This is a genomic window from Pseudomonas sp. MF7453, assembly GCF_016405455.1.
Taxonomy (GTDB): Bacteria; Pseudomonadota; Gammaproteobacteria; order Pseudomonadales; family Pseudomonadaceae; genus Aquipseudomonas; species Aquipseudomonas paralactis.
This window is the reverse complement of sequence record NZ_JAEKCN010000009.1, coordinates 110435-130518: the sequence shown is the minus strand read 5'-3', so window position 1 is coordinate 130518 and position 20084 is coordinate 110435. Positions and strand designations below refer to the sequence as shown.

Here is a 20084-nt window from a genome sequence, read left to right as displayed (position 1 = left end):
AAGGCGCCTCGTGAGGCGCCTTTTTTCTACCAGTAATTTTCTACTGCAACCTGACCAGGGCGTCGGCTCAGGCTCAGTTGCATGTCCCGTTGCTTGAGTAGCTGGCGGGTGTCATCGACCATCTGCGGATTACCGCAAATCAATACGCGGGAGTGTTCCGGCGTTAACTCAAGGCCGGCGGCACGCTCCAGTTCGCCATTTTCGATCAGCGTGGTAATGCGCCCGTTGAGCGCACCCGGATGTTGCTCGCGAGTGACGATGGGGATGTAGGTGAGTTTATGCGCGTATTCGGCCAGGTACTCGCGCTCCCCCAGTTCCTTGATCAGCGCCTGGTAGGCCAGCTCTTTCGCTTCACGCGCGCTGTACACCAGGATGATGCGTTCGAATTTTTCCCAAACCTCAAAGTCCTGCAGAATCGACAGGAAAGGCGCGACCCCTGTGCCGGTGCCCAGCAGCCACAGGTCGCGCCCGTCGACGAAGCGATTGAGGGTCAGGAAGCCGGTGGCCTGGCGTTCTACCAGCAAGGTGTCGCCGACCCGCAGCCGGCTTAGCTCACTGGTGAACTCGCCGCCTGGGACAACGATGGAAAAAAAGTCGAGGTGCTCATCAAAAGGCGATGACACCACCGAGTAGGCACGCCACACGGTGCTGCCATCGGCCTTGGTCACACCCAGGCGCACGAACTGCCCGGCGGTAAATCGAAAGCCTGGGTCGCGAGTGGTGCGCAGGGTGAAGAGGCTGGGGGTCAGCGATTGCACGTCGAGCAAGGTCTGGCGGGTAAATTTCTCAGCACTGGCCGTCATGGGAGGCTCCGTTTTGCACAGGCCGTTAGTGTCTCTCAAAGCGGATGACGCAAACACCGCTGATTTGTACTGGCATTGCAATATCCCAGGGTACGTGGGCTGTCAGTGACCATCGGCCCTCAGGCAATCGAGAAAAATCAAGGCGCCACCCACTCACACTAATCATTTGGCTATTAATCCCACCAGAATGCGCCACAAGATGAAACTGGGACGCTCTTAGGCATCATTTTGATATTACCCACAAACTATTAAAACCAGTGTAAAAAAAACATTCCCACCGTTTTTTTCATACAACTTATCTACAGTTGTACAAGTCTGGAAACTGTAGCTGGACTCGCTGATGAAATTTTTTTCAGACTAGCTTGTACGACGTGTCCTACACTTGTTTTCGTGCTGCATTGGGGATCAGGAAGTACCCAAGTCACAAAGAAACCCATGGAGAGTTACCGATGGTCAATTGGCGCAATTCACGGCTGCCCAAGCTGGAAGGCGAGAGCGAAATCACCACCGTGTATGAAATGGTGATTAACCGCACTCAGGAAATGGGCTTCAAATATTGCTCGTTCACAATGAGTACCCAATCCGAAAGCACCCAAACCAAGCCATTCAACTGCAACAACTACCCAAATGAGTGGAACAGGATTTATCAACAAGCAGGTTTCTTCGACAAGGATCCGGCTGTAGTCCACTGCAAGCACTCTGTACTGCCCATTCTCTGGGAGAAAAAAGCCTTCAGTAACGCACCCGAACTGTGGGACTTGGCTCAGTCATTCGGGGTGCATGTGGGCTGGTCCCAGGCGGTGCATGATTTCAAGGGTGTATTCAGTATGCTGACCCTGGTGCGTGACAAGGGTGAGGTCAGCCCTGAAGAGCTTTACGAAAAAGCCGGTCAGGTATTGTGGCTTTGCCATGCGATGCATGCGGTAGTCGCACATCAATACGCCTGTGAGCCCGTCGACGAGGTGCCGTTCAAGTTAACCGCCCGCGAAACGGAAATTCTCAGATGGTGCGCCATGGGCAAGACCGCCGCGGAGATTGCTCGCATTCTGTGTCTGTCAGAGCTAACGGTGGGTTTTCATGTCGGCAGAGTACTCAGCAAATTGAAGGTCACCAGTAAGATCCAGGCTGTGCTCTGCCTCGCCAAAGCCGGAATGCTCTAACCGTCAATTAAACACCCCATGTCATTGCGTTAAAAAAAACGTAACATTTACGGCCAATTCTGAGTGTTGATGCCGCCCCCTTTAGCGGGTCGCGTCGCCGTCCACTCAGACGGTTCCGTCGATTACCCAGAGCACTCCTCCCCCATGCCCCTGCTTGACAGCCCCTTCGCCCAGCTCGATCTGATTCGTCAGCCAGAGCAACACAATGATCCGCTGCAAGCCTTCGATGCCGCCGACGAATACCTGCTCAACCACCTTGGCGCACAGCAACCCGATACGCTGAGCCGTGTGCTGGTACTCAATGACAGCTTCGGTGCCCTCGCGGCCAGCCTTGCGGGCCAGGTGCAGGTGACCTCCAGCGGCGACTCGTTCCTCGCCGCCCAAGGCCTGGAGAAAAACCTGGTGCGCAACGGCAAGGCGTTTGATGCCGTGCCATTCATCCCCGCCAGCACTGCGCCGGTGGGGCCCTTTGATCGGGTGCTGATCCGCGTACCAAAAACCCTGGCGCTGCTGGAAGAACAGTTGATCCGCCTGCAAGGGCAATTGGCGCCGGGCGCCGAGGTGATCGCCGGGGCGATGGTCAAGCACTTGCCCCGCGCCGCCGGTGAGCTGCTGGAGCGTTACATCGGGCCGATGCACGCTACGCTTGCGGTCAAAAAGGCGCGATTGCTGATCGCCACCATGGCAGATCGTCCTGTCGCCGTCTCGCCCCACCCCACCCGCTACAGGCTGGACACGCCGGCGATCGAGTTGCTCAACCACGCTAACGTTTTCTGCCGCGAAGGTCTGGACATCGGCACCCGCGCGTTCCTGCCGCACCTGCCGAAAAACCTTGGCAGCGCTCGCGTGGCAGACCTGGGCTGCGGCAATGGCGTATTGGCAATTGCCAGCGCTCTGCTAAACCCCGACGCACAGTACACGCTGGTGGATGAGTCCTACATGGCCGTGCAATCGGCGGCTGAAAACTGGCAGGCCGCCCTGGGCGATCGCGACGTCAGCGTACGCGCCGATGACGGCCTGGCCGGGCAGGAGGCACAATCGTTGGACGTGGTGCTGTGCAACCCACCGTTTCATCAACAACAAGTGGTCGGTGACTTCCTCGCCTGGCGCATGTTCCAGCAGGCGCGGGAAGCCCTGGTAGTGGGCGGCGCGTTGTATATCGTCGGTAACCGTCACCTGGGCTACCACAGCAAATTGGCGCGATTGTTCCGTGGCGTCGAGCAAGTGGCGGCCACGCCAAAGTTTGTCATCCTCAAAGCGCGCAAATAAAAAAAGCCCTGCTTATTGTAGGAGCGAGCTTGCTCGCGAAAAACCTGAGAACACCGCGGGGCGTCAGGCACCCCGCGTTATCGTTGACGTTTTTCGCGAGCAAGCTCGCTCCTACAGTGTCAATGCGTGGTCAGGCCCGCCGCATTCATGAACATGCGCATCAGGCTGGCCACGACGAACAGGGCCAGCACGCTGCCGACCCAAATCATCGCCAGCCATCCCAGGCGCCGCCACAATGGTTGTTTCTCGGCCTGTTCAATCTCGTGCAACGAAGGTTTACCGGACATGTTTCAACCCTCCTAGTGATAGCCGTCTTCGTGGGTGACCTTGCCGCGGAACACGTAGTAGCTCCAGAAGGTGTACCCCAGAATGAACGGGATGATGAACAACGTGCCCACCAGCATGAAGCCCTGGCTTTGGGGTGGCGCCGCAGCGTCCCAGATCGATACGGACGGCGGGATGATATTGGGCCACAGGCTGATGCCCAGGCCGCTGTAGCCGAGGAAGATCAGCACCAGCGTCAGCAGGAACGGCGTGTAGTGCGCATGACGGGCCACGGCGCGGAACAGTCCGTACATCGTGACCAATACCAGCACCGGCACGGGCAGGAACCAGAACAGATTCGGCAAGGTGAACCAGCGCGAAGCGATTTCCGGGTGGGTCAGCGGCGTCCAGATACTGACGATACCGATCACCGCCAACACCACGAACGCTAACGGCCGCGCCAGGTTATGCATCTGCTCTTGCAACTTGCCTTCGGTCTTCATGATCAACCAGGTGCAGCCGAGCAAGGCATACGCCACGATCAGCGCCACGCCGCAGAACATGGTGAACGGTGTGAGCCAGTCCAGTGAGCCGCCGGCAAACTGACGATCCACCACCGGAATACCGTCAATAAACGCCCCCAGCGCCACTCCCTGGAAGAAAGTCGCCGCCAGCGAGCCACCGATAAACGCCTTGTCCCACAGGTGACGCTTGTGGTCCTTGGCCTTGAAGCGGAACTCAAAGGCCACGCCGCGAAAGATCAGCCCGATCAGCATCAGGATCAGCGGCAGGTACAAGGCCGACAACACCACCGAATAGGCCAGCGGGAACGCGCCGAACAACGCCGCGCCGCCGAGGACCAGCCAGGTTTCGTTGCCGTCCCAAACGGGGGCCACGGTGTTCATCATCACGTCACGGTCGACTTTGCCGGGGATAAACGGAAAGAGGATGCCGATACCCAGGTCGAAGCCGTCCATGACCACGTACATCATGATGCCGAAGATGATGATCACGGCCCAGATCAGCGGAAGATCAATACCCATCTCAATTCCCCTTGTGCTGGATGTGGTCGTGGTCGTTATCGCTGCCATCGTCGGCTGCAGACAGCGGACGCGCAGGGGTGCGTTTCTGGCCAGGGCCACCATGGGTAGGCTCGGAACCTTCGTGAGCCTGAGGCCCTTTGCGCACCAGGCGCATCATGTAGCCCAGGCCGGCACCGAACAGCGCGAAGTACACCACCACAAACAACACCAGGGTGATGGTCATCTGCGCCAGGCTATGCCCGGACGAGGCATCTGCCGTGCGCATCAACCCATAGACCACCCACGGCTGGCGACCGATTTCGGTGGTGAACCAACCGGCGAGAATCGCAATCAAGCCAGACGGGCCCATCCACAGCGCCAGGTACAGGAACGGTTTGGACGTGTACATCTTGTCGCCCCGGCGCAGCCACAGGCTGAACAGACCGGTGAAGATCATCAGGAACCCCAGGCCGACCATGACCCGGAATGACCAGAACACAATGGTCGAGTTGGGGCGATCTTCAGGCGGGAACTCCTTGAGGGCCGGCACCTGCTTGTCCAGGGAGTGCGTCAGGATCAGGCTGCCCAGATACGGAATCTCGACGGCGTATTTGGTTTTCTCGGCTTTCATGTCCGGCCAGCCGAACAGGATCAACGGCGTTGGCTCGTTGCCGATATTTTCCCAGTGGCCTTCAATCGCGGCGATTTTTGCCGGTTGATGCTTGAGGGTATTGAGGCCATGGAAGTCACCGATCACGGCCTGGATGGGCGCGACAATCAGGGCCATCCACATCGCCATCGAGAGCATTTTGCGGATCGCCGGGTTGTCCTTGCCGCGCAGCAAATGCCAGGCCGCCGACGAGCCGACGAAGAACGCCGTGGCAACAAACGCAGCCGTGGCCATGTGCATCAGGCGGTAAGGGAACGAAGGGTTGAAGATCACCGCCAGCCAATCGGTGGGAATCACTCGGCCGTCGATGATTTCAAAGCCCTGGGGCGTTTGCATCCAGCTGTTGGAGGCGAGAATCCAGAACGTCGAGATCAGCGTACCCACGGCCACCATCACCGTAGAGAAAAAGTGCAGCTTGCGCCCCACCTTGTTCCAGCCAAACAGCATCACGCCCAGGAAGCCAGCCTCAAGGAAGAAGGCGGTGAGCACTTCGTACGTCAGCAACGGCCCGGTGACGGCGCCGGCGAAGTCCGAAAAACGGCTCCAGTTGGTGCCGAATTGGTAGGCCATGACCAGGCCGGAGACCACGCCCATGCCGAAGTTGACGGCAAAGATCTTCGACCAGAAATGGTAGAGGTCACGGTAGGTATCGTTATGAGTCTTGAGCCACAAGCCCTCCAGCACCGCAAGGTAACTGGCCAGGCCGATGGTGATCGCCGGGAACAGGATGTGAAACGAGATGGTGAACGCAAATTGAATTCGGGCGAGATCTAGCGCCTCCAAACCGAACATAAGTCTTCCTCTGTCAGGTAATACCGGCTGCTGGCTGGGAGCCTGCACCCACTGCCCCCACGGATATGGAGTGTGGCGAATTTCAATTCGTTTCTTTTTTTACCCATCTCGTGGGGATTCTGGCCTTGCGGCCGCCAGAGCAATTCCGGGGCAGGTTTTGATCTGGATCAAGCATCGTTGAAAGAGTAGTCCCATTTTTGCTGTAGGACTGTGTGGTCTTTTGCCGCGTGACAGCTTGCCTCAGCCCTGTTCTTGCAACTATTTGTTACAGCTTGATGCTAATCTCGCCATTCCCCCGCTCCTGACCTGAATTTCCGATGCCCAGTGAACCTGCGTTGCTGCTACGTCACCACCGTCCTTTCATCGCCTTCTGGCTGGCACGTATCTTTACCGCCAGCGGCTTCCAGATGCTCACCGTGGCAATCGGCTGGAACCTCTACCAACTGACCGGCAACGTGCTGGACCTGGGCCTGGTTGGCCTGGTGGAATTCGTACCACGCGTGCTGTTCATGCTGCACACCGGGCATGTGGCCGATCGCTATGAACGCCGCAAGGTCGCCGCCATTTGCCAGACGTTACAGGCGCTGATTGCCCTGTCCCTGGCCATTGGCGGCCTGACCGGCAACGTGACTCGCGAGATGATCTTCATCCTCGCCTTCCTGCTCGGCGCTGCGCGCTCATTTGAAATGCCCACCACCCAGGCGCTGCTGCCGAGCATCGTGCCCAGCGCGCTGTTCCCCCGGGCCGTGGCGGCATCGCAATCGGCCCAGCAACTGGCGACCATCGTCGCACCCGCCGTGGGCGGTTTGCTCTATGCGTTTGGCAGCGTGTGGGTGTACGGCCCAACCGTGGCGCTGTACCTGATTGCCTGCGTGCTGACCCTGAACCTGCCCGCCCGCCAGACGCCGCTCAACAAAGCCAAAGCCACGATGGACTCGCTGCTGGCCGGCATCCGCTTTATCCGCAGCCGCCCGGACATCCTCGGCGCCATCTCCCTGGACCTGTTTGCCGTACTGCTGGGCGGCGCCACCGCGTTGCTGCCGGTGTTCGCCAAGGACATCCTGCTGACCGGCGCCTGGGGCCTGGGCCTGCTGCGCTCGGCACCGGCGGTGGGCGCCTTGCTGATGTCACTGTGGCTGGCGCGGTTCTCGGTAGACCGCAAGGTCGGGCGCGTGATGTTCACCGCCGTCGGCGTATTCGGCGTGGCGACCATTGCCTTCGGTCTCTCGACCTCGTTCTGGTTCTCCCTGGCGGTGCTGGTAGTGCTCGGTGCGGCGGACATGATCAGCATGGTGATCCGCGCGTCGTTCGTGCAGCTGGAAACACCGGATGAGATGCGCGGGCGGGTCAGCGCGGTCAATGGCCTGTTTATCGGTGCATCGAATCAGTTGGGCGAATTCGAATCCGGGATAACCGCCCATTGGTTTGGCACCGTGCCTGCGGTGGTGATGGGCGGGGTTGGCACGCTGGTGGTGACCGGGGTGTGGATCAAGCTGTTTCCGACCCTGGCCAACCGGGATCGCATGCATGTGCCGGTGGAAGAAACCAAGCCATAGGCTTCACCGCCATACCCTGTGGGAGCCGGGCTTGCCCGCGATAGCGGTGTATCAGGCAACTCTCTGGTGGCTGAGGCACCGCTATCGCAGGCAAGCCAGCTCCCACAGTTGGAGCTTCGGTGTTTGGAAGACCTGTGCTAGAGCACTTTATCCAAGGTGATCGGAAACTCCCGCACCCGCTTGCCGGTGGCATGGTAAACCGCATTCGCCACCGCCGCCGCTACCCCGACAATGCCGATTTCCCCCACGCCCTTGGACCCGAGCGCATTGACGATCTCGTCATGTTCTTCAACAAACAGCACGTCAATCTCGCCAATATCGGCGTTCACCGGGATGTGGTACTCGGCCAGGCTGTGGTTCATGTAGCGCCCCAGTTGATGGTCAATCTGAGTCTCTTCATGCAGCGCCATGCCAATGCCCCACACCACCCCGCCAAGGATCTGGCTGCGGGCCATCTTCGGGTTGACCACGCGCCCGGCGGCTACCGCGCTGACCACACGGCTGACCTTGATGGTGCCCAGGTCTTCATCCACCCGCACTTCAACGAACACCGCCGAGTGAGTGGCACTGGCATAGCCCTCGCGCTTTTTATCGGGCTGGCTGTCGACCTGCACCTGCAAGGCGTCTTCACCGCTGTCCTTGACCAGTTGCGCCAACGACACGCTCACATCACCGCTGTGTAGCTGACCGTCTTCAAACCGAACCGAATCGGCATCCTTGAATACCGGGTAAGTCTGCCGGGCGATCTCCAGCAACCTGGCATTCAGCGCTTCGCACGCTTGCTGCACGGCGGTGCCGACGGACGACACGGTAAACGAACCGCCCTGCAACGGCGCCGTGGGCAATGACGAATCCCCCAGCAGAAAGCTGATATCGGCCATCGCCACGCCACTGGCCTGGGAGGCAATCTGGGTCATCACCGTGTAGGTGCCCGTGCCGATGTCGGTGGTGGCGCTGCTGACGGTGAGTTTGCCGTTGCTATCGATGCGCGCCTTGGCGCTGGCCTTCATCTGCATGGCTTCCCACACCCCACCGGCCATGCCCCAGCCGATCAATTGGCGGCCGTCGCGCATACTGCGTGGTTCCGGGTTGCGCCGGCTCCAGCCGAAGCGTTCGGCGCCTTCGCTGTAGCATTCGCGCAGGGCTTTGCTCGACCAGGGTTTGTCTTCGTTCTGGTTGCGCTCGGCGTAGTTGATCAGGCGCAGTTGCACCGGGTCGATGGCCAGGGCGCAGGCCAGTTCGTCCATGGCACACTCCAGGCCGATCACGCCCAGTGCCGCGCCGGGCGCGCGCATGTCCAGCGGGGTAAAGACGTCCAGCGGCACCAGCTTGTAGGTCAGTTGCACGTTGTCGCAGTGATAGAGCATGCCGCTCCACTCCACCACGTGTTCGCTGAAATCCTCGAAGCGCGAGGTCTGGCCAATCGCGGTATGCCCCAGGGCCAGCAAACGCCCATTGGCGGCGGCCCCCATCTGCAAACGCTGCAGGGTGCGTGGGCGATAGCCGAAGGTGAACATCTGCTGGCGAGTCAGGGTCACGCGCACCGAGCGCTTGAGCGCCAGCGACGCCATCACTGCCAATGGCAACTGGTACTGCGGGCGCAGGCCCGAACCGAAGGCGCCACCGACGAAAGCGGCAAAGATGCGCACCTGGCTTTTATCCAGGCCGAACACTTTTTGCACATAGGCCTGGCAGTTTTGCGGGCCCTGGGTTTTGTCGTGGATATGCAACGTGCCGTCCGGCTGATACAGCACGGTGCTGGCATGGGGCTCCATGGGGTTGTGGTGTTCGATGGGGGTGCTGTAATGCAGATCAAGGCTGATCGCCGCGCCGGCCCACTCGGCCTGGAAGTTGCCGCGTGGCTTGGGCGGTGTCTGCGGCGAAGGGTGAGCGCGTTCCTGCTGGGTGAGCAGGTCGGTTTCGAACGCTTCAGGCGCGTATTCGATCTGCACCAGTGAACCGGCGTGCCGGGCCAGTTCCAGGTTATCGGCGATCACCAGGGCCAGGGGCTGGCCGCTGTAGAGCACGCGGTCGTTGTACAACGGGCGAAAGGGCGAGCCGTCAGCAGCGTCAGCATCCTGGAAGGCGTCGTCGTAGCTGGCGATTCGGGGTCGATTGAGGTGATGGATGACCTCGACTACGCCGGGCAAGGCCAGGGCCTTGGAGGCATCGATCTTGATAACACGGCCTTTGGCGATGGTGCTGGAGACCACGCTGCCATGCAGCAGGCCGTCCTCCGGGAATTCACCGGCGTAGCGCGCCTGGCCTGTGACCTTGAGCAGACCGTCGACACGGTCCAGAGGTTTGCCGATGGCACTCATGGCTGTTCTCCTGCGACGGCGGCGTCGCTCAGGGCACGGATGATTGCGCGTCGTGCCAGTTTGATCTTGAAGCCGTTGTGTTCCAGCGGCTCGGCATCCTGTAGCAAGGCGTCGGCAGCAGTGCTGAAGGTTTCGCGGCTGACGGTCTGACCGATCAATGCCGTTTCCACTGCGCGGTCGCGCCAGGGTTTGTGCGCCACGCCGCCAAGGGCCAGGCGCGCATCGATGATGGTGTCGCCGTCCAGTTCCAGCGCCGCAGCCACCGACACCAAAGCAAAGGCATAGGACGCCCGGTCGCGGATTTTCAGGTAGTGGCTGTGCCGGGCCAAGTGGTCGACAGGCAGTTCAATGGCGGTGATCAGTTCATCATCGGCCAGTTGGTTGTCGCGCTGCGGCGCATCGCCGGGCAGACGGTGGAAATCGGCAAACTCGATGACCCGCGCACCGCCCCGCCCTTCTACATGCACCCGCGCCTGGAGTGCCGCCAGGGCCACGCACATGTCCGAGGGATGCGTGGCCACGCACTGCTCGCTGGCGCCGAGGATCGCATGGATGCGATTCAACCCCGTACGCGCCGGGCAGCCGCTGCCGGGCTCGCGCTTGTTGCACGGCACCGTGGCGTCATAAAAGTAATAACAGCGGGTACGCTGCAACAGGTTGCCACCGGTGCTGGCCATGTTGCGCAATTGCGGCGAAGCCCCGGCCAGGATCGCTTGGGACAGCAACGGGTAACGCTGCTCGATCAGCGGGTGCCAGGCCAGGTCGGCATTGCTCACCAGCGCGCCGATGCGTACGCCGCCGTCGGCGGTTTCTTCAACTTCGTGCAAGGGCAAGCCGGTGATATCGATCAGGTGCTCGGGGCGGCTGATGTTTTCTTTCATCAGGTCGAGCAGGTTGGTGCCGCCGGCAATAAAGCGCGAGGCGGCGTTGCTCAGGTGCACCGCCTCTTGAACATCGACAGGCTTGCTGTAATGAAAGGGGTTCATTATTCACCCCCCGAACGGCGGCACGCCGGCAGTGCTTCTTCAATGGCGTCGCGGATATTGCTGTAGGCACCGCAGCGGCACAGGTTGCCGCTCATCAGTTCCTGGATCTGCGCACCGTCGTGGGCGCGTCCTTCATTGGCCAGGCCCACGGCGGAACAGATCTGGCCGGGGGTGCAATAGCCGCACTGGAAGGCGTCATGTTTGATGAAGGCTTGCTGCATCGGGTGCAACTGGTCGCCGTCGGCCAGCCCTTCGATGGTGGTCAACTCGGCGCCGTCGCACATCACGGCCAGGGTCAGGCAGGCGTTTACGCGCTTGCCGTCACGCAACACGGTGCAGGCGCCGCACTGGCCGTGGTCGCAGCCCTTTTTGCTGCCGACCAGGTCCAACTGTTCGCGCAGCAGGTCGAGCAAGGTGGTCCAGGGCAGCACATCCAGTTGGCGCGGCTGGCCGTTGAGTGTCATGCGTATCGGGTGGCGGGCAAACGGCTGGGCCGCCGCGCCATTGGGGTTTGCGCTCATAAACACCTCACGGGTTGAAGTACATCCGCGGCGTTCAGGAAAATCGCCGTCTCAGGGGTACGACTTCCCGGGTTTTTGAGCGTTCAAGATGATTGATCAGCGGATATTGAGCTGGGCTTTCAAGGTGTTTTGCGGAGGATTGATCGAGGTATTGGTGAATTCGAACCAGCCCTGGGCCTGGACGTTCAGGTCAAACACATAGATGTAGCCCATCAAGGTGCCCACGCCGTTGCACGCCTCACTGATGTTGCCCACCTGGCACACCGCGGTGCGTTGCCCGTTCAACTCTGCCCCATTGAAGCGGCCCATGGGGCTGTTGCCCAGGCCGACTTCCATCACCGACACCTGGGTGGGCCCACGGTGTTCGCACATCTGGGTGGTGTTCACCCGCTCGGGGATGGTTTCGCTGCATTTTGCCGATTCCACCTTGAACACGCGCACCTCGCTCAACGCCGGTGCAGCCGCGCCCCACGCCGGTGCTGCGCCCAGCCACAGGCTGATACTGGCGATCAGAGCTAGACTCCACGCGTTGGCTTTTTTCATGCTGGCAATGACCCGGTATTGAACGTCGGCGCAGTATGCCTCAAGGCCATGCGCCACACAGCCTCGGCTGCTGGTATGATGCGCCGCTTTTTCCGATCCTCTCTGAAACCACAGGCGCTTGGCGCAGTTTGTGCTTTGACTTAGAGGTCAACAAATAACGACGCACACTCGCGTCACAGGGAGCCGGCATGCTGGAAAAGCTGTTTCAACTCAAAGCCCACAACACCAATGTGCGCACCGAGATTCTTGCGGGGATCACCACCTTCCTGGCCATGGCCTACATCCTGTTCGTGAACCCGAGCATCCTCGGCGAGACCGGTATGGACAAAGGCGCGGTGTTTGTCGCGACCTGCCTGGCGGCGGCCATCGGTTCCACCGTGATGGGCCTGATCGCCAACTACCCGATTGCGCTGGCGCCGGGCATGGGCCTCAACGCGTTCTTCACCTACACCGTGGTCCTGCACATGGGCCACACCTGGCAGGTGGCACTGGGCGCGGTGTTCATTTCGGCGGTGCTGTTCTTCCTGCTGTCGATCTTCCGCATTCGTGAGTGGATCATCAATGCCATCCCGCTGCCTCTGCGCTCGGCAATTGCTGCCGGCATCGGCCTGTTCCTGGCGCTGATTGCCCTGCATAACGCCGGGATCGTGGTCGCCAACCCGGCCACCCTGGTGGGCCTGGGCGACTTGAAACAACCGGCGCCAATCCTGGCGACGCTGGGTTTCGTTCTGATCGTCGCGCTTGAAGCGCTGGCGGTACGCGGCGCGGTGCTGATCGGTATTCTGGCAGTGACCATCGCCTCCATCGTATTGGGCTTCACGCCTTTCATCGGCGTGACTTCGGTGCCACCGTCCCTGGCCCCGACGTTCCTGCAGCTGGATATCAAGGGCGCGCTGGATATCGGCCTGGTCAGCGTGATCTTCGCCTTCCTGTTCGTTGACCTGTTTGATAACTCCGGCACCCTGATCGGCGTCGCCAAGCGCGCCGGCCTGATGGGCAAAGACGGTCATATGCCGAAAATGGGCCGTGCGCTGATCGCCGACAGCACCGCCGCCATGGCTGGCTCGCTGCTGGGTACTTCCACCACCACCAGTTACATCGAATCGGCGGCGGGCGTGAGCGCCGGTGGCCGCACTGGTTTGACGGCCATCGTGGTCGCTATCCTGTTTCTACTGGCGCTGTTCTTCTCGCCGCTGGCCGCCAGCGTGCCCGCCTATGCCACCGCGCCAGCCCTGCTGTTTGTGGCGGTGCTGATGAGCCAGGGCCTGGCCGAAATCGACTGGGATGACATCACTGTTGCAGCGCCGGTGGTGATCACCGCCCTGGCGATGCCCTTCACTTACTCCATCGCCAACGGCATCGCCTTCGGTTTCATCGCCTGGACCGCCATCAAGCTGCTTTCGGGCCGCTACCGTGAGCTGAACCCGGCACTGGTGATCCTGTCGATTCTGTTTGTGATCAAGCTGGGCTGGTTCAACGCATGACTTTCGACGCCGCAAGCTATACCGCTCAACTGCAAGACAAGGTCACGCGTTTGCGTGACCTGCTGGCACCCTTCGACGCGCCCGAGCCGCAGGTCTTCGATTCGCCGTTGCAGAACTTCCGCCTGCGCGCGGAGTTCCGCCTGTGGCGCGAAGGTGGTGATCGCCATTACGCAATGTTTTCCCAGGACGACAAGCGCACGCCGATCCTGATCGAAGAGTTCCCCATTGCCAGCCAGCGCATCAACCAGTTGATGCCGCAACTCAAGGCTGCCTGGCAAGCCAGCGCCGCCCTGAGCCACAAGCTGTTCCAGGTGGAGTTCCTCACCACCCTGGCCGGCGACGCGATGATCACCCTGTGTTATCACCGCCCGCTGGACGAGCACTGGCACACTGCTGCGAACAAGCTGGCAGCCGAGCTGAATGTGAGCATCATCGGCCGCTCCAAGGGCAAGCGCGATGTGATCGGCCAGGACTACGTGGTGGAAAAACTCGACGTCGGTGGCCGCACTTTCAGCTACCGCCAGCCCGAAGGCGCCTTCACCCAGCCCAACGGTACGGTGAACCAGAAGATGCTCAACTGGGCATATGAAGCCTTGGGCGATCGCCCGGACGATTTGCTGGAGCTGTATTGCGGCAACGGCAACTTCACCTTGCCGCTGGCGACCCGCGTGCGCAAGGTGCTGGCCACCGAGATCAGCAAGACCTCGGTGAATGCGGCCCTGAGCAACCTGGATGAGAATGGCGTGGATAACGTCACCCTGGTGCGCCTCTCCGCCGAAGAACTCACCCAAGCCCTGAATGAAGTGCGCCCGTTCCGCCGCCTGCACGGCATCGACCTGAAAAGCTACGAGTTCGGTAGCGTCTTCGTCGACCCGCCCCGCGCTGGCATGGACCCGGACACGTGCGAACTGACCCGGCGTTTCGACAATATCCTGTACATCTCCTGCAACCCGGAGACGTTGGCGGCCAACATTGCGCAACTGCATGACACACACCGGATTACCCAGTGTGCAATGTTTGACCAGTTCCCGTGGACGCACCATATGGAATCAGGTGTGTTGCTGACCCGCCGATAAGCCTGCGGGGCCTGGGCATTGTAGGAGCGAGCTTGCTCGCGAAAAACGTCAACGATAACGCGTCCTTCCTGGATGAACGCGGTGCCTGTGAGGTTTTCGCGAGCAAGCTCGCTCCTACAGTTTATTCAAGTGTCTGTTGTCTCTGGGGGCTGCGGGACTTCCTTGCGTGGCCGGCCCCCCTTTTTGCCATTGGCCCGGGCCGCTGCGGTCTTGGCCGCGCTGCTTTTGCGACCATTGCGCGATGCCACCAGGCTGGTTGCCAGGTCCATCAGCGGCTGGCTTGTAGCGATCAGGCCTGTGATGGAAACATCCAGGTCCTGAGCCTCACAGCTAATCGCCTTGCCACCGAACGTCACTTCCAACTGCTGGAAATCCTTCGCTGAAAACCCTTCGAACTCCGGCAGGCCAGCCACCGGCAACACGACGCGGCTGCCATCGGAGAAGCCAATGGAGAGGCAGTCGTTTTCATAACGTACGTTGCTGGCGTTGGCGTATAGGCGTTTCAACTTGCGCCCACGGGCGATTGCCTTGTCAACGTCGGCTTCAGTGAGAGGTACATAAGGTGTGACTTTGGCTTTTATGATCTTTTTCATAAATCGATCTCCACAAAACCTGGGGCTCTGACCAGATTCAAAATTGTTTTCTGCCGTACGACATCGTGTCGGGCACGTGCAATCACGTAAACACCACGCCGAATGACCAATCCAGGAATGAGCTCATCCGTTTCCCAATTCCAGGAATGATTCTCCAGGCAAACCGTCTGCAGTTTTTCCCACCAGATCCTGCGTGCCCGCGCCAAGTAGTGCCGCTGCATGATCGCCCCGCGTATCTCCTTCAGAAGTGCTATGGGCGGCCGCCTCCGTTCAGGCTCTACGTCCCACAACTCAACATCCCCATCCAGAAAACTGAAGCGAAAACGCGCATCCCACCCCTTGCCCCTGACATGCACATGGGGCGGGCAATGCTCATCCCTGATAAACACCGAAATCACGTAGCCTTTGTAAGCACCTACTCTCATCGTAACCCATCCGTTAGGTTATTTTCCGCCAGGTAACAATTTCCCTCTGTCACCCGACAACCGGCTCCTATCCCGAAGCTGTTTCACAGATTAGTAACCATAAAAAACCCGGCGAATGCCGGGTTGTAACCACTCATGCCGAGGGTTGGAAATACGCGGCCAGCGCCCGCAAGTCCTGCTCGCTCAGCAACCCCGCGTAATACTTCAACTGAATGCGCGCCAGCAGGTACGCATGACGCGCATTGGCCAGGTCACGGCGGGCGGTGAACAGTTGCTGCTCGGCGTCGAGCACGTCGAGGTTGACCCGCTCACCGCCGCTGACGCTTTTCTTCGTGGCGCTCACCAGCGCCGTGGCGGAACTCACTGCCATTTCATAGGCGCGCACCTTGGCCGCGCCGCTGGTGTTGAGGTTGAATTGCTTGCGCAACTCCACCAAGGTCGCAGCGGTTTGCGCGTCCAGCTCGTATTGGGCCTGAGACAGTTGGTTGGCCGCCTGACGGGTGGAGGCCGAGACCGAGCCACCGGCAAACAGCGGCAGGCTGACCTGGATGCCGACGCTGTTGGTGTCGTACTTCTGGTTGTAGCTGCTTTCTGAATCGGAACTGGTCTTGCGACTGGTCGCGTACAGACTGACCTTGGGCAGGTGCCCGGCGCGCTTGCGCTCCACCTCATACGAGGCCACGTCGAGCGCGTGGTGCTGGGACTTGAGTTCGGGGTTATTGGCCATGGCCAGTTCACGCCAGGTTTCAAAACGATGGGGCTCAAGCGGCGCGATCTCGAATTGACGCGCCAGGGGCGTCAGCTCTTCGATGTGCAGCGGCTGGCCGACAATAGCTTCCAGCTCACGCAAGGCAGTGTCCTGGGCATCCATGGCTTCGATTTCTTCGGCCTGGGCCAGGCTCAGGCGCGCCTGGGTTTCGAGCACATCGGTCCGCGTGCCCTCACCGCCTTTGAGCAGGCGATCATTGAGTTGCAGGCGCTCGGCAAACGCACGTTTCTGGGCACGGCTCAACGCGATGCGCTCTTGTGCCAGCAATGCCTGGCTGTAGGCGCTCAGCACCCGCACGGCCAGTTCCTGGCTCTTGCCGCGAAAGCGCTCGTCGGCCATCAACGCCTGGGCGGTGCCTTGGCGAAAACGCGCATAGGCTTCGTAATCAAGCAACGGTTGCTGCAAGGTCAGGGCCGAGGCGTAGCTGCGGTAATTGCGGTCGCTGCTGACATTTCCGATTGCCGTGCTCTGGGTGACTTCGGACTCATTGCGCGAATTGTTGTAGCTCCATGACAGGTTAGGCAGCAATGCGGCCCGACCGATCACGCGGTTTTCTTCACCGGCCTCGCGCTCCTGAATCGCCGCCTGAAAGGTCGGGTCGTTGCGGAGCGCCAAATCATAAACGTCCAACAAACCCAGGGCATACGCCGTCGGTGTGCAGCTTAAACAGAGGGTGAACAACAACGCCTTCATTCTTCCACCAGGGCCATATGGGTGCGGTCCAGCAAGGGTTTGAACAGGTAGTTGAGCATCGAGCGCTCGCCGGTCTTGACGAAGGTTTCCACCGGCATCCCCGGACGGATCTGCACGCCGTCCAGTTGTTGCATACCCGCCGCGCTGACCTGGGCCCGCAGCGTGTAATACGGCTCATCGGTGCGCTCATCGACCTGGCGGTCGGCAGAGACCAACGTGACTTCGCCTGCCACCCGTGGCGTGGTGGATTGGTTGAACGCCGAAAACATCAACTCAACCGGCAAGCCCGGGTGCACCTTGTCGATCATTTGTACCGGCACCCGCGCCTCCACCAACAAGGGCTCGCCCTGGGGCACGATGTCCATCAGCGCCTCCCCGGGCTTGATCACCCCGCCCTCGGTGTACACCTGCAACCCCACCACCACGCCGGATGCCGGTGCACGCACCAGGCTGTTGGCCAGTTCGAACTCGGCGGAGGCCAGGCGATTGCGCAAGTCGTCGCTGCGGGTGCGGGTTTCGGCCAACTGGCTGCGCAGGTCTTTCTGGAAATCTTCGCCCAACTGGCGGATGCGCAAACGCAACTCCAGCACCTGGCGCTGCAACTGGCCGATACGCCCGACATCCTCGGCAATGGCGCCGTCGATTTGCGCATACAACCGCTCGCTGTCGAGCAGGCGATTGCGCGGGATGTAGCCGTCGCGCGCCAACTCGCGCAGCCCCTGAAGCTGCTCATTCAACGCCGCACGCTGCAAAACCTTGCTCGCCTGGGAGGCCCGCGTGCCGCGCAACTGCGCCTCAACGCCGGCGATAGTTTCACGCAGGCCCCCCCTGCTCGGTGGCCAATGCCTGGGCACGGCTGTTGAATAGCTGGCGTTGCAGGCTCAGGGTGGTCGCGGCGTCGGGATCGGCCAGCAGCTCGGGGCTAAATACAATGGTCGGCAAGCCTTCACTCTCGGCGCTCAAGCGCGCTTCGCTGGCCAGCGACGCCAGGTATTGGCTGCGCAGTGACTGCATCTGCCCGCGCAACGGGGTTTGCTTCAAACGCAACAACACCTGGCCTGCGCTGACCTGGTCACCGTCATGCACCTCGATACGCTCGACGATCCCGCCCGCCGGGTGTTGCACCGTCTTGCGGTGCCCCGACACCATGACCTTGCCCGGCACCGCCACGCCCTTGTCCAACGGCGCCAGTGCCGCCCAGCCAAGAAACCCGACAAAGCCTCCCAGCACCAGCCACCACCCCAGGCGTGAATATTTTTTATCATCCAGCGCCAGCACGTTGTGTGGCTGGTCGCTGACCAACGCAGGTTTGCTCTGGCTCATGCGGGTTTTCCTTCACCGAAGCGGTAGCTCATGCTCATGGTCGAGACCGGCTTGCTCGCCACCGTTTTTTGCCGCGCCTCCAACACCCGCGCCGTCGGGCCGAACGCCTGCATCTGGCCGTCCTTGAGAATCAGCAATTGGTCGGTCAGGCTCAGCACGTTGGGTTTGTGGGTGATCAGAATCAGGGTGCGACGCTGTTGCTTGAGTTGGGCGATGGCTTGCAAAAGCGCCTGCTCGCCCACTTCGTCGAGGTTGGCATTGGGCTCATCCAGCACAATCAGCGCCGGCAGGCCGTACAGCGCACGCGCCAGGGCCACCCGTTGTTTTTGCCCGCCGGACAAGCCCGCGCCGCCCTCACCCAGTTGCGTGTCGTAGCCTTGCGGCAGTTGCAGGATCAGTTCGTGCACGCCGGCCATTTGCGCTGCGGCGAGGACTTTGTCGGCCTCCACCGTTTCAAAGCGCGCGATGTTTTGCGCAATGCTGCCGGCGAACAGTTGGATGTCCTGGGGCAAGTAACCGATATGCGGGCCCAGTTGCTGTTTGTCCCACACCGCCAGGTCGGCGCCATCCAGGCGCACCTTGCCGGCCAGCGGGGCCCAGGCCCCCACCAGCACCCGCGCCAGGGTGGACTTGCCGCAGCCCGACGGGCCGATCACACCCAGCACATCACCCGCCGGCAGGCTGAAACCCAGATTGGCCAGCGCAGGCCGACGGCTGCCGGGGGCGCAGGCACTGATCTGATCCAGGCTGACCTGGCCCTTGGGCACGGGCAGGTTCATGCGCGCCGGTCGCGCCGGGTTATCTTGCAGCATCAACGATAAACGCTCGTAGGCCAGACGCGCCGAGCCCCATTGCTTCCACACACCGATCAATTGGTCGATGGGGCTGAGCACACGTCCCATCAGGATCGAGCCGGCAATCATCATCCCCGGCGTTATGTCGCCGTTGACCGCCAACCAGGCGCCCAGGCCCAGCACCAGCGATTGCAGGGCCAGGCGTACGCCCTTGGACCAGGCCGTGACCACCGCAGTCTTTTCACTGGCCAGGTTCTGCTGCACCAGAAACGCCTGGTGCTGGCTGAACCAGCGCCCGCGCAATGTGGCGAGCATACCCATGGCCTCAATGGTGTCGGCGTTGCGCAGATTGGCCGTGGCCTGCTGGCTGGCGCTGATCGACAGTTGGCTGGCCAGGGCCATCGGCGCCTGGCTGACATGATGGTTGGCCCACGCCAATGCCATCAGCAACAACGCGCCACCCAACGCCAGCAGGCCCAGCCAGGGATGGAACAGGAAGATCACCAACAGGTACACCGGAAACCACGGCGCATCGAAAAAGGCGAACAGCGCCTGGCCGGTGGCGAACTGGCGCAAGGTGGTCAAGTCGTGCAGAGCCTGGCCCGCAGCCTGGGTGCCGCCCTTGAGCTGGGCTTCATAAGCGGCGTCGAATACGCGCTGGTTCAAGCGCATGTCCATCTGCGTGCCGAGGCGAATCACCACTTGGCTGCGCACCCACTCCAACGCGCCCATCAAGGCGAACAGGCCGAGGATCATCAGCGTCAGCATCAGCAGGGTCATCTGATTACCCGAGGCCAGCACCCGGTCGTACACTTGCAACATGTACAGCGCCGGAGCCAGCATCAACAGATTGATCACTGCCGAAAACAGGCCGATGTTGAAGAAGGCACTTTTATAGGCCGTGAGTGCAGCCAGCATCTCATTCGCGCGCTTGGCACCGGGCCGAGTCATGAAGGTTGTCCCATTGAAGAGTCAAGCAAGGGCCCGCCCGGTGCGTTGACAGCACCTGCGGCGCACCCA

The 20084-nt window shown here is 61.0% G+C and carries 17 protein-coding genes and 1 pseudogene; 5 read left to right on the top strand and 13 right to left on the bottom strand.

Annotation, left to right across the window (positions count from 1 at the left end):
- Positions 1 to 26: 26 nt before the first annotated feature.
- Positions 27 to 803, bottom strand: coding sequence for a ferredoxin--NADP reductase (locus JFT63_RS15855; RefSeq protein ID WP_057703272.1), 777 nt, complete (start codon positions 801 to 803; stop codon positions 27 to 29).
- 449 nt (positions 804 to 1252) lie between these two features.
- On the opposite strand from JFT63_RS15855, the gene JFT63_RS15850 reads away from it, so the two are divergent.
- Positions 1253 to 1963: a helix-turn-helix transcriptional regulator gene (locus JFT63_RS15850; protein WP_198844277.1), complete on the top strand. Its 711-nt coding sequence runs from the start codon at positions 1253 to 1255 to the stop codon at positions 1961 to 1963.
- A gap of 144 nt (positions 1964 to 2107) precedes the next feature.
- Positions 2108 to 3232 (top strand): methyltransferase, encoded by a 1125-nt coding sequence (locus JFT63_RS15845; protein WP_198844276.1) that lies wholly within the window; start codon positions 2108 to 2110, stop codon positions 3230 to 3232.
- Positions 3233 to 3351: 119 nt separating this feature from the next.
- On the opposite strand, the gene JFT63_RS15840 is transcribed toward JFT63_RS15845, so the two are convergent.
- Genes JFT63_RS15840 through JFT63_RS15830 form a run of 3 tightly spaced genes read right to left on the bottom strand, consistent with a single transcriptional unit; the run spans position 3352 to position 5980 of the window.
- On the bottom strand, positions 3352 to 3519 hold the full coding sequence (locus JFT63_RS15840; RefSeq protein ID WP_005791626.1) for a DUF2474 domain-containing protein: 168 nt from the start codon (positions 3517 to 3519) through the stop codon (positions 3352 to 3354).
- A gap of 12 nt (positions 3520 to 3531) precedes the next feature.
- On the bottom strand, positions 3532 to 4539 hold the full coding sequence (gene cydB, locus JFT63_RS15835) for a cytochrome d ubiquinol oxidase subunit II (RefSeq protein ID WP_005791627.1): 1008 nt from the start codon (positions 4537 to 4539) through the stop codon (positions 3532 to 3534).
- A 1-nt stretch (position 4540) separates the two neighbouring features.
- On the bottom strand, positions 4541 to 5980 hold the full coding sequence (locus JFT63_RS15830; RefSeq protein ID WP_198844275.1) for a cytochrome ubiquinol oxidase subunit I: 1440 nt from the start codon (positions 5978 to 5980) through the stop codon (positions 4541 to 4543).
- 317 nt (positions 5981 to 6297) lie between these two features.
- Here JFT63_RS15830 and JFT63_RS15825 point away from each other — a divergent pair, with 317 nt between their 5' ends.
- Positions 6298 to 7536, top strand: coding sequence for an MFS transporter (locus tag JFT63_RS15825; RefSeq protein ID WP_186559484.1), 1239 nt, complete (start codon positions 6298 to 6300; stop codon positions 7534 to 7536).
- Between the two features lie 137 nt (positions 7537 to 7673).
- Here JFT63_RS15825 and JFT63_RS15820 read toward each other — a convergent pair whose 3' ends face one another.
- The 4 genes from JFT63_RS15820 to JFT63_RS15805 all read right to left on the bottom strand — a co-directional run bounded on the left by JFT63_RS15820 (position 7674) and on the right by JFT63_RS15805 (position 11907).
- A complete protein-coding gene (locus tag JFT63_RS15820) occupies positions 7674 to 9857 on the bottom strand; it encodes a xanthine dehydrogenase family protein molybdopterin-binding subunit (RefSeq protein ID WP_198844274.1) in 2184 nt (727 codons plus the stop codon).
- Positions 9854 to 10843 (bottom strand): FAD binding domain-containing protein, encoded by a 990-nt coding sequence (locus tag JFT63_RS15815; protein ID WP_198844273.1) that lies wholly within the window; start codon positions 10841 to 10843, stop codon positions 9854 to 9856. Before JFT63_RS15815 ends, JFT63_RS15820 begins: the two co-directional genes overlap by 4 nt.
- Positions 10843 to 11364, bottom strand: a complete 522-nt coding sequence (locus JFT63_RS15810; protein ID WP_057703265.1) for a (2Fe-2S)-binding protein — start codon at positions 11362 to 11364, stop codon at positions 10843 to 10845. Before JFT63_RS15810 ends, JFT63_RS15815 begins: the two co-directional genes overlap by 1 nt.
- Before the next feature lie 96 nt (positions 11365 to 11460).
- Entirely contained in the window at positions 11461 to 11907 is a 447-nt protein-coding gene (locus JFT63_RS15805) for a DUF4879 domain-containing protein (RefSeq protein WP_005791635.1), read from the bottom strand.
- 188 nt (positions 11908 to 12095) lie between these two features.
- Here JFT63_RS15805 and JFT63_RS15800 point away from each other — a divergent pair, with 188 nt between their 5' ends.
- Together JFT63_RS15800 and trmA are read left to right on the top strand one after the other, a co-directional pair.
- Positions 12096 to 13391, top strand: coding sequence for an NCS2 family permease (locus JFT63_RS15800; RefSeq protein ID WP_005791636.1), 1296 nt, complete (start codon positions 12096 to 12098; stop codon positions 13389 to 13391).
- Positions 13388 to 14467, top strand: a complete 1080-nt coding sequence (gene trmA, locus JFT63_RS15795; protein ID WP_057703264.1) for a tRNA (uridine(54)-C5)-methyltransferase TrmA — start codon at positions 13388 to 13390, stop codon at positions 14465 to 14467. The genes JFT63_RS15800 and trmA overlap by 4 nt, the downstream gene beginning before the upstream one ends.
- 125 nt (positions 14468 to 14592) lie before the next feature.
- Here trmA and JFT63_RS15790 read toward each other — a convergent pair whose 3' ends face one another.
- From JFT63_RS15790 to JFT63_RS15770, 5 genes and pseudogenes are all read right to left on the bottom strand, one after another.
- Positions 14593 to 15060 (bottom strand): DUF2442 domain-containing protein, encoded by a 468-nt coding sequence (locus JFT63_RS15790; RefSeq protein ID WP_044268845.1) that lies wholly within the window; start codon positions 15058 to 15060, stop codon positions 14593 to 14595.
- Positions 15057 to 15485 (bottom strand): DUF4160 domain-containing protein, encoded by a 429-nt coding sequence (locus JFT63_RS15785; protein ID WP_198844272.1) that lies wholly within the window; start codon positions 15483 to 15485, stop codon positions 15057 to 15059. The genes JFT63_RS15790 and JFT63_RS15785 overlap by 4 nt, the downstream gene beginning before the upstream one ends.
- Positions 15486 to 15618: 133 nt before the next feature.
- The gene (locus tag JFT63_RS15780) at positions 15619 to 16947 is read right to left on the bottom strand and encodes a TolC family outer membrane protein (RefSeq protein ID WP_198844271.1); all 1329 of its coding nucleotides are present in this window, start codon (positions 16945 to 16947) and stop codon (positions 15619 to 15621) included.
- Positions 16944 to 18270 (bottom strand): annotated as a pseudogene (locus JFT63_RS15775) (HlyD family type I secretion periplasmic adaptor subunit). Before JFT63_RS15775 ends, JFT63_RS15780 begins: the two are co-directional and overlap by 4 nt.
- A complete protein-coding gene (locus tag JFT63_RS15770) occupies positions 18267 to 20015 on the bottom strand; it encodes a type I secretion system permease/ATPase (RefSeq protein WP_198844270.1) in 1749 nt (582 codons plus the stop codon). Before JFT63_RS15770 ends, JFT63_RS15775 begins: the two are co-directional and overlap by 4 nt.
- Positions 20016 to 20084 lie beyond the last annotated feature (69 nt).

Coding starts and splice junctions, on each gene's coding strand:
- JFT63_RS15855 (WP_057703272.1), bottom strand. CDS start 803: ATGACGGCCAGTGCTGAGAAATTTACCCGCCAGACCTTGCTCGACGTG.
- JFT63_RS15850 (WP_198844277.1), top strand. CDS start 1,253: ATGGTCAATTGGCGCAATTCACGGCTGCCCAAGCTGGAAGGCGAGAGC.
- JFT63_RS15845 (WP_198844276.1), top strand. CDS start 2,108: ATGCCCCTGCTTGACAGCCCCTTCGCCCAGCTCGATCTGATTCGTCAG.
- JFT63_RS15840 (WP_005791626.1), bottom strand. CDS start 3,519: ATGTCCGGTAAACCTTCGTTGCACGAGATTGAACAGGCCGAGAAACAA.
- cydB (WP_005791627.1), bottom strand. CDS start 4,539: ATGGGTATTGATCTTCCGCTGATCTGGGCCGTGATCATCATCTTCGGC.
- JFT63_RS15830 (WP_198844275.1), bottom strand. CDS start 5,980: ATGTTCGGTTTGGAGGCGCTAGATCTCGCCCGAATTCAATTTGCGTTC.
- JFT63_RS15825 (WP_186559484.1), top strand. CDS start 6,298: ATGCCCAGTGAACCTGCGTTGCTGCTACGTCACCACCGTCCTTTCATC.
- JFT63_RS15820 (WP_198844274.1), bottom strand. CDS start 9,857: ATGAGTGCCATCGGCAAACCTCTGGACCGTGTCGACGGTCTGCTCAAG.
- JFT63_RS15815 (WP_198844273.1), bottom strand. CDS start 10,843: ATGAACCCCTTTCATTACAGCAAGCCTGTCGATGTTCAAGAGGCGGTG.
- JFT63_RS15810 (WP_057703265.1), bottom strand. CDS start 11,364: ATGAGCGCAAACCCCAATGGCGCGGCGGCCCAGCCGTTTGCCCGCCAC.
- JFT63_RS15805 (WP_005791635.1), bottom strand. CDS start 11,907: ATGAAAAAAGCCAACGCGTGGAGTCTAGCTCTGATCGCCAGTATCAGC.
- JFT63_RS15800 (WP_005791636.1), top strand. CDS start 12,096: ATGCTGGAAAAGCTGTTTCAACTCAAAGCCCACAACACCAATGTGCGC.
- trmA (WP_057703264.1), top strand. CDS start 13,388: ATGACTTTCGACGCCGCAAGCTATACCGCTCAACTGCAAGACAAGGTC.
- JFT63_RS15790 (WP_044268845.1), bottom strand. CDS start 15,060: ATGAAAAAGATCATAAAAGCCAAAGTCACACCTTATGTACCTCTCACT.
- JFT63_RS15785 (WP_198844272.1), bottom strand. CDS start 15,485: ATGAGAGTAGGTGCTTACAAAGGCTACGTGATTTCGGTGTTTATCAGG.
- JFT63_RS15780 (WP_198844271.1), bottom strand. CDS start 16,947: ATGAAGGCGTTGTTGTTCACCCTCTGTTTAAGCTGCACACCGACGGCG.
- JFT63_RS15770 (WP_198844270.1), bottom strand. CDS start 20,015: ATGACTCGGCCCGGTGCCAAGCGCGCGAATGAGATGCTGGCTGCACTC.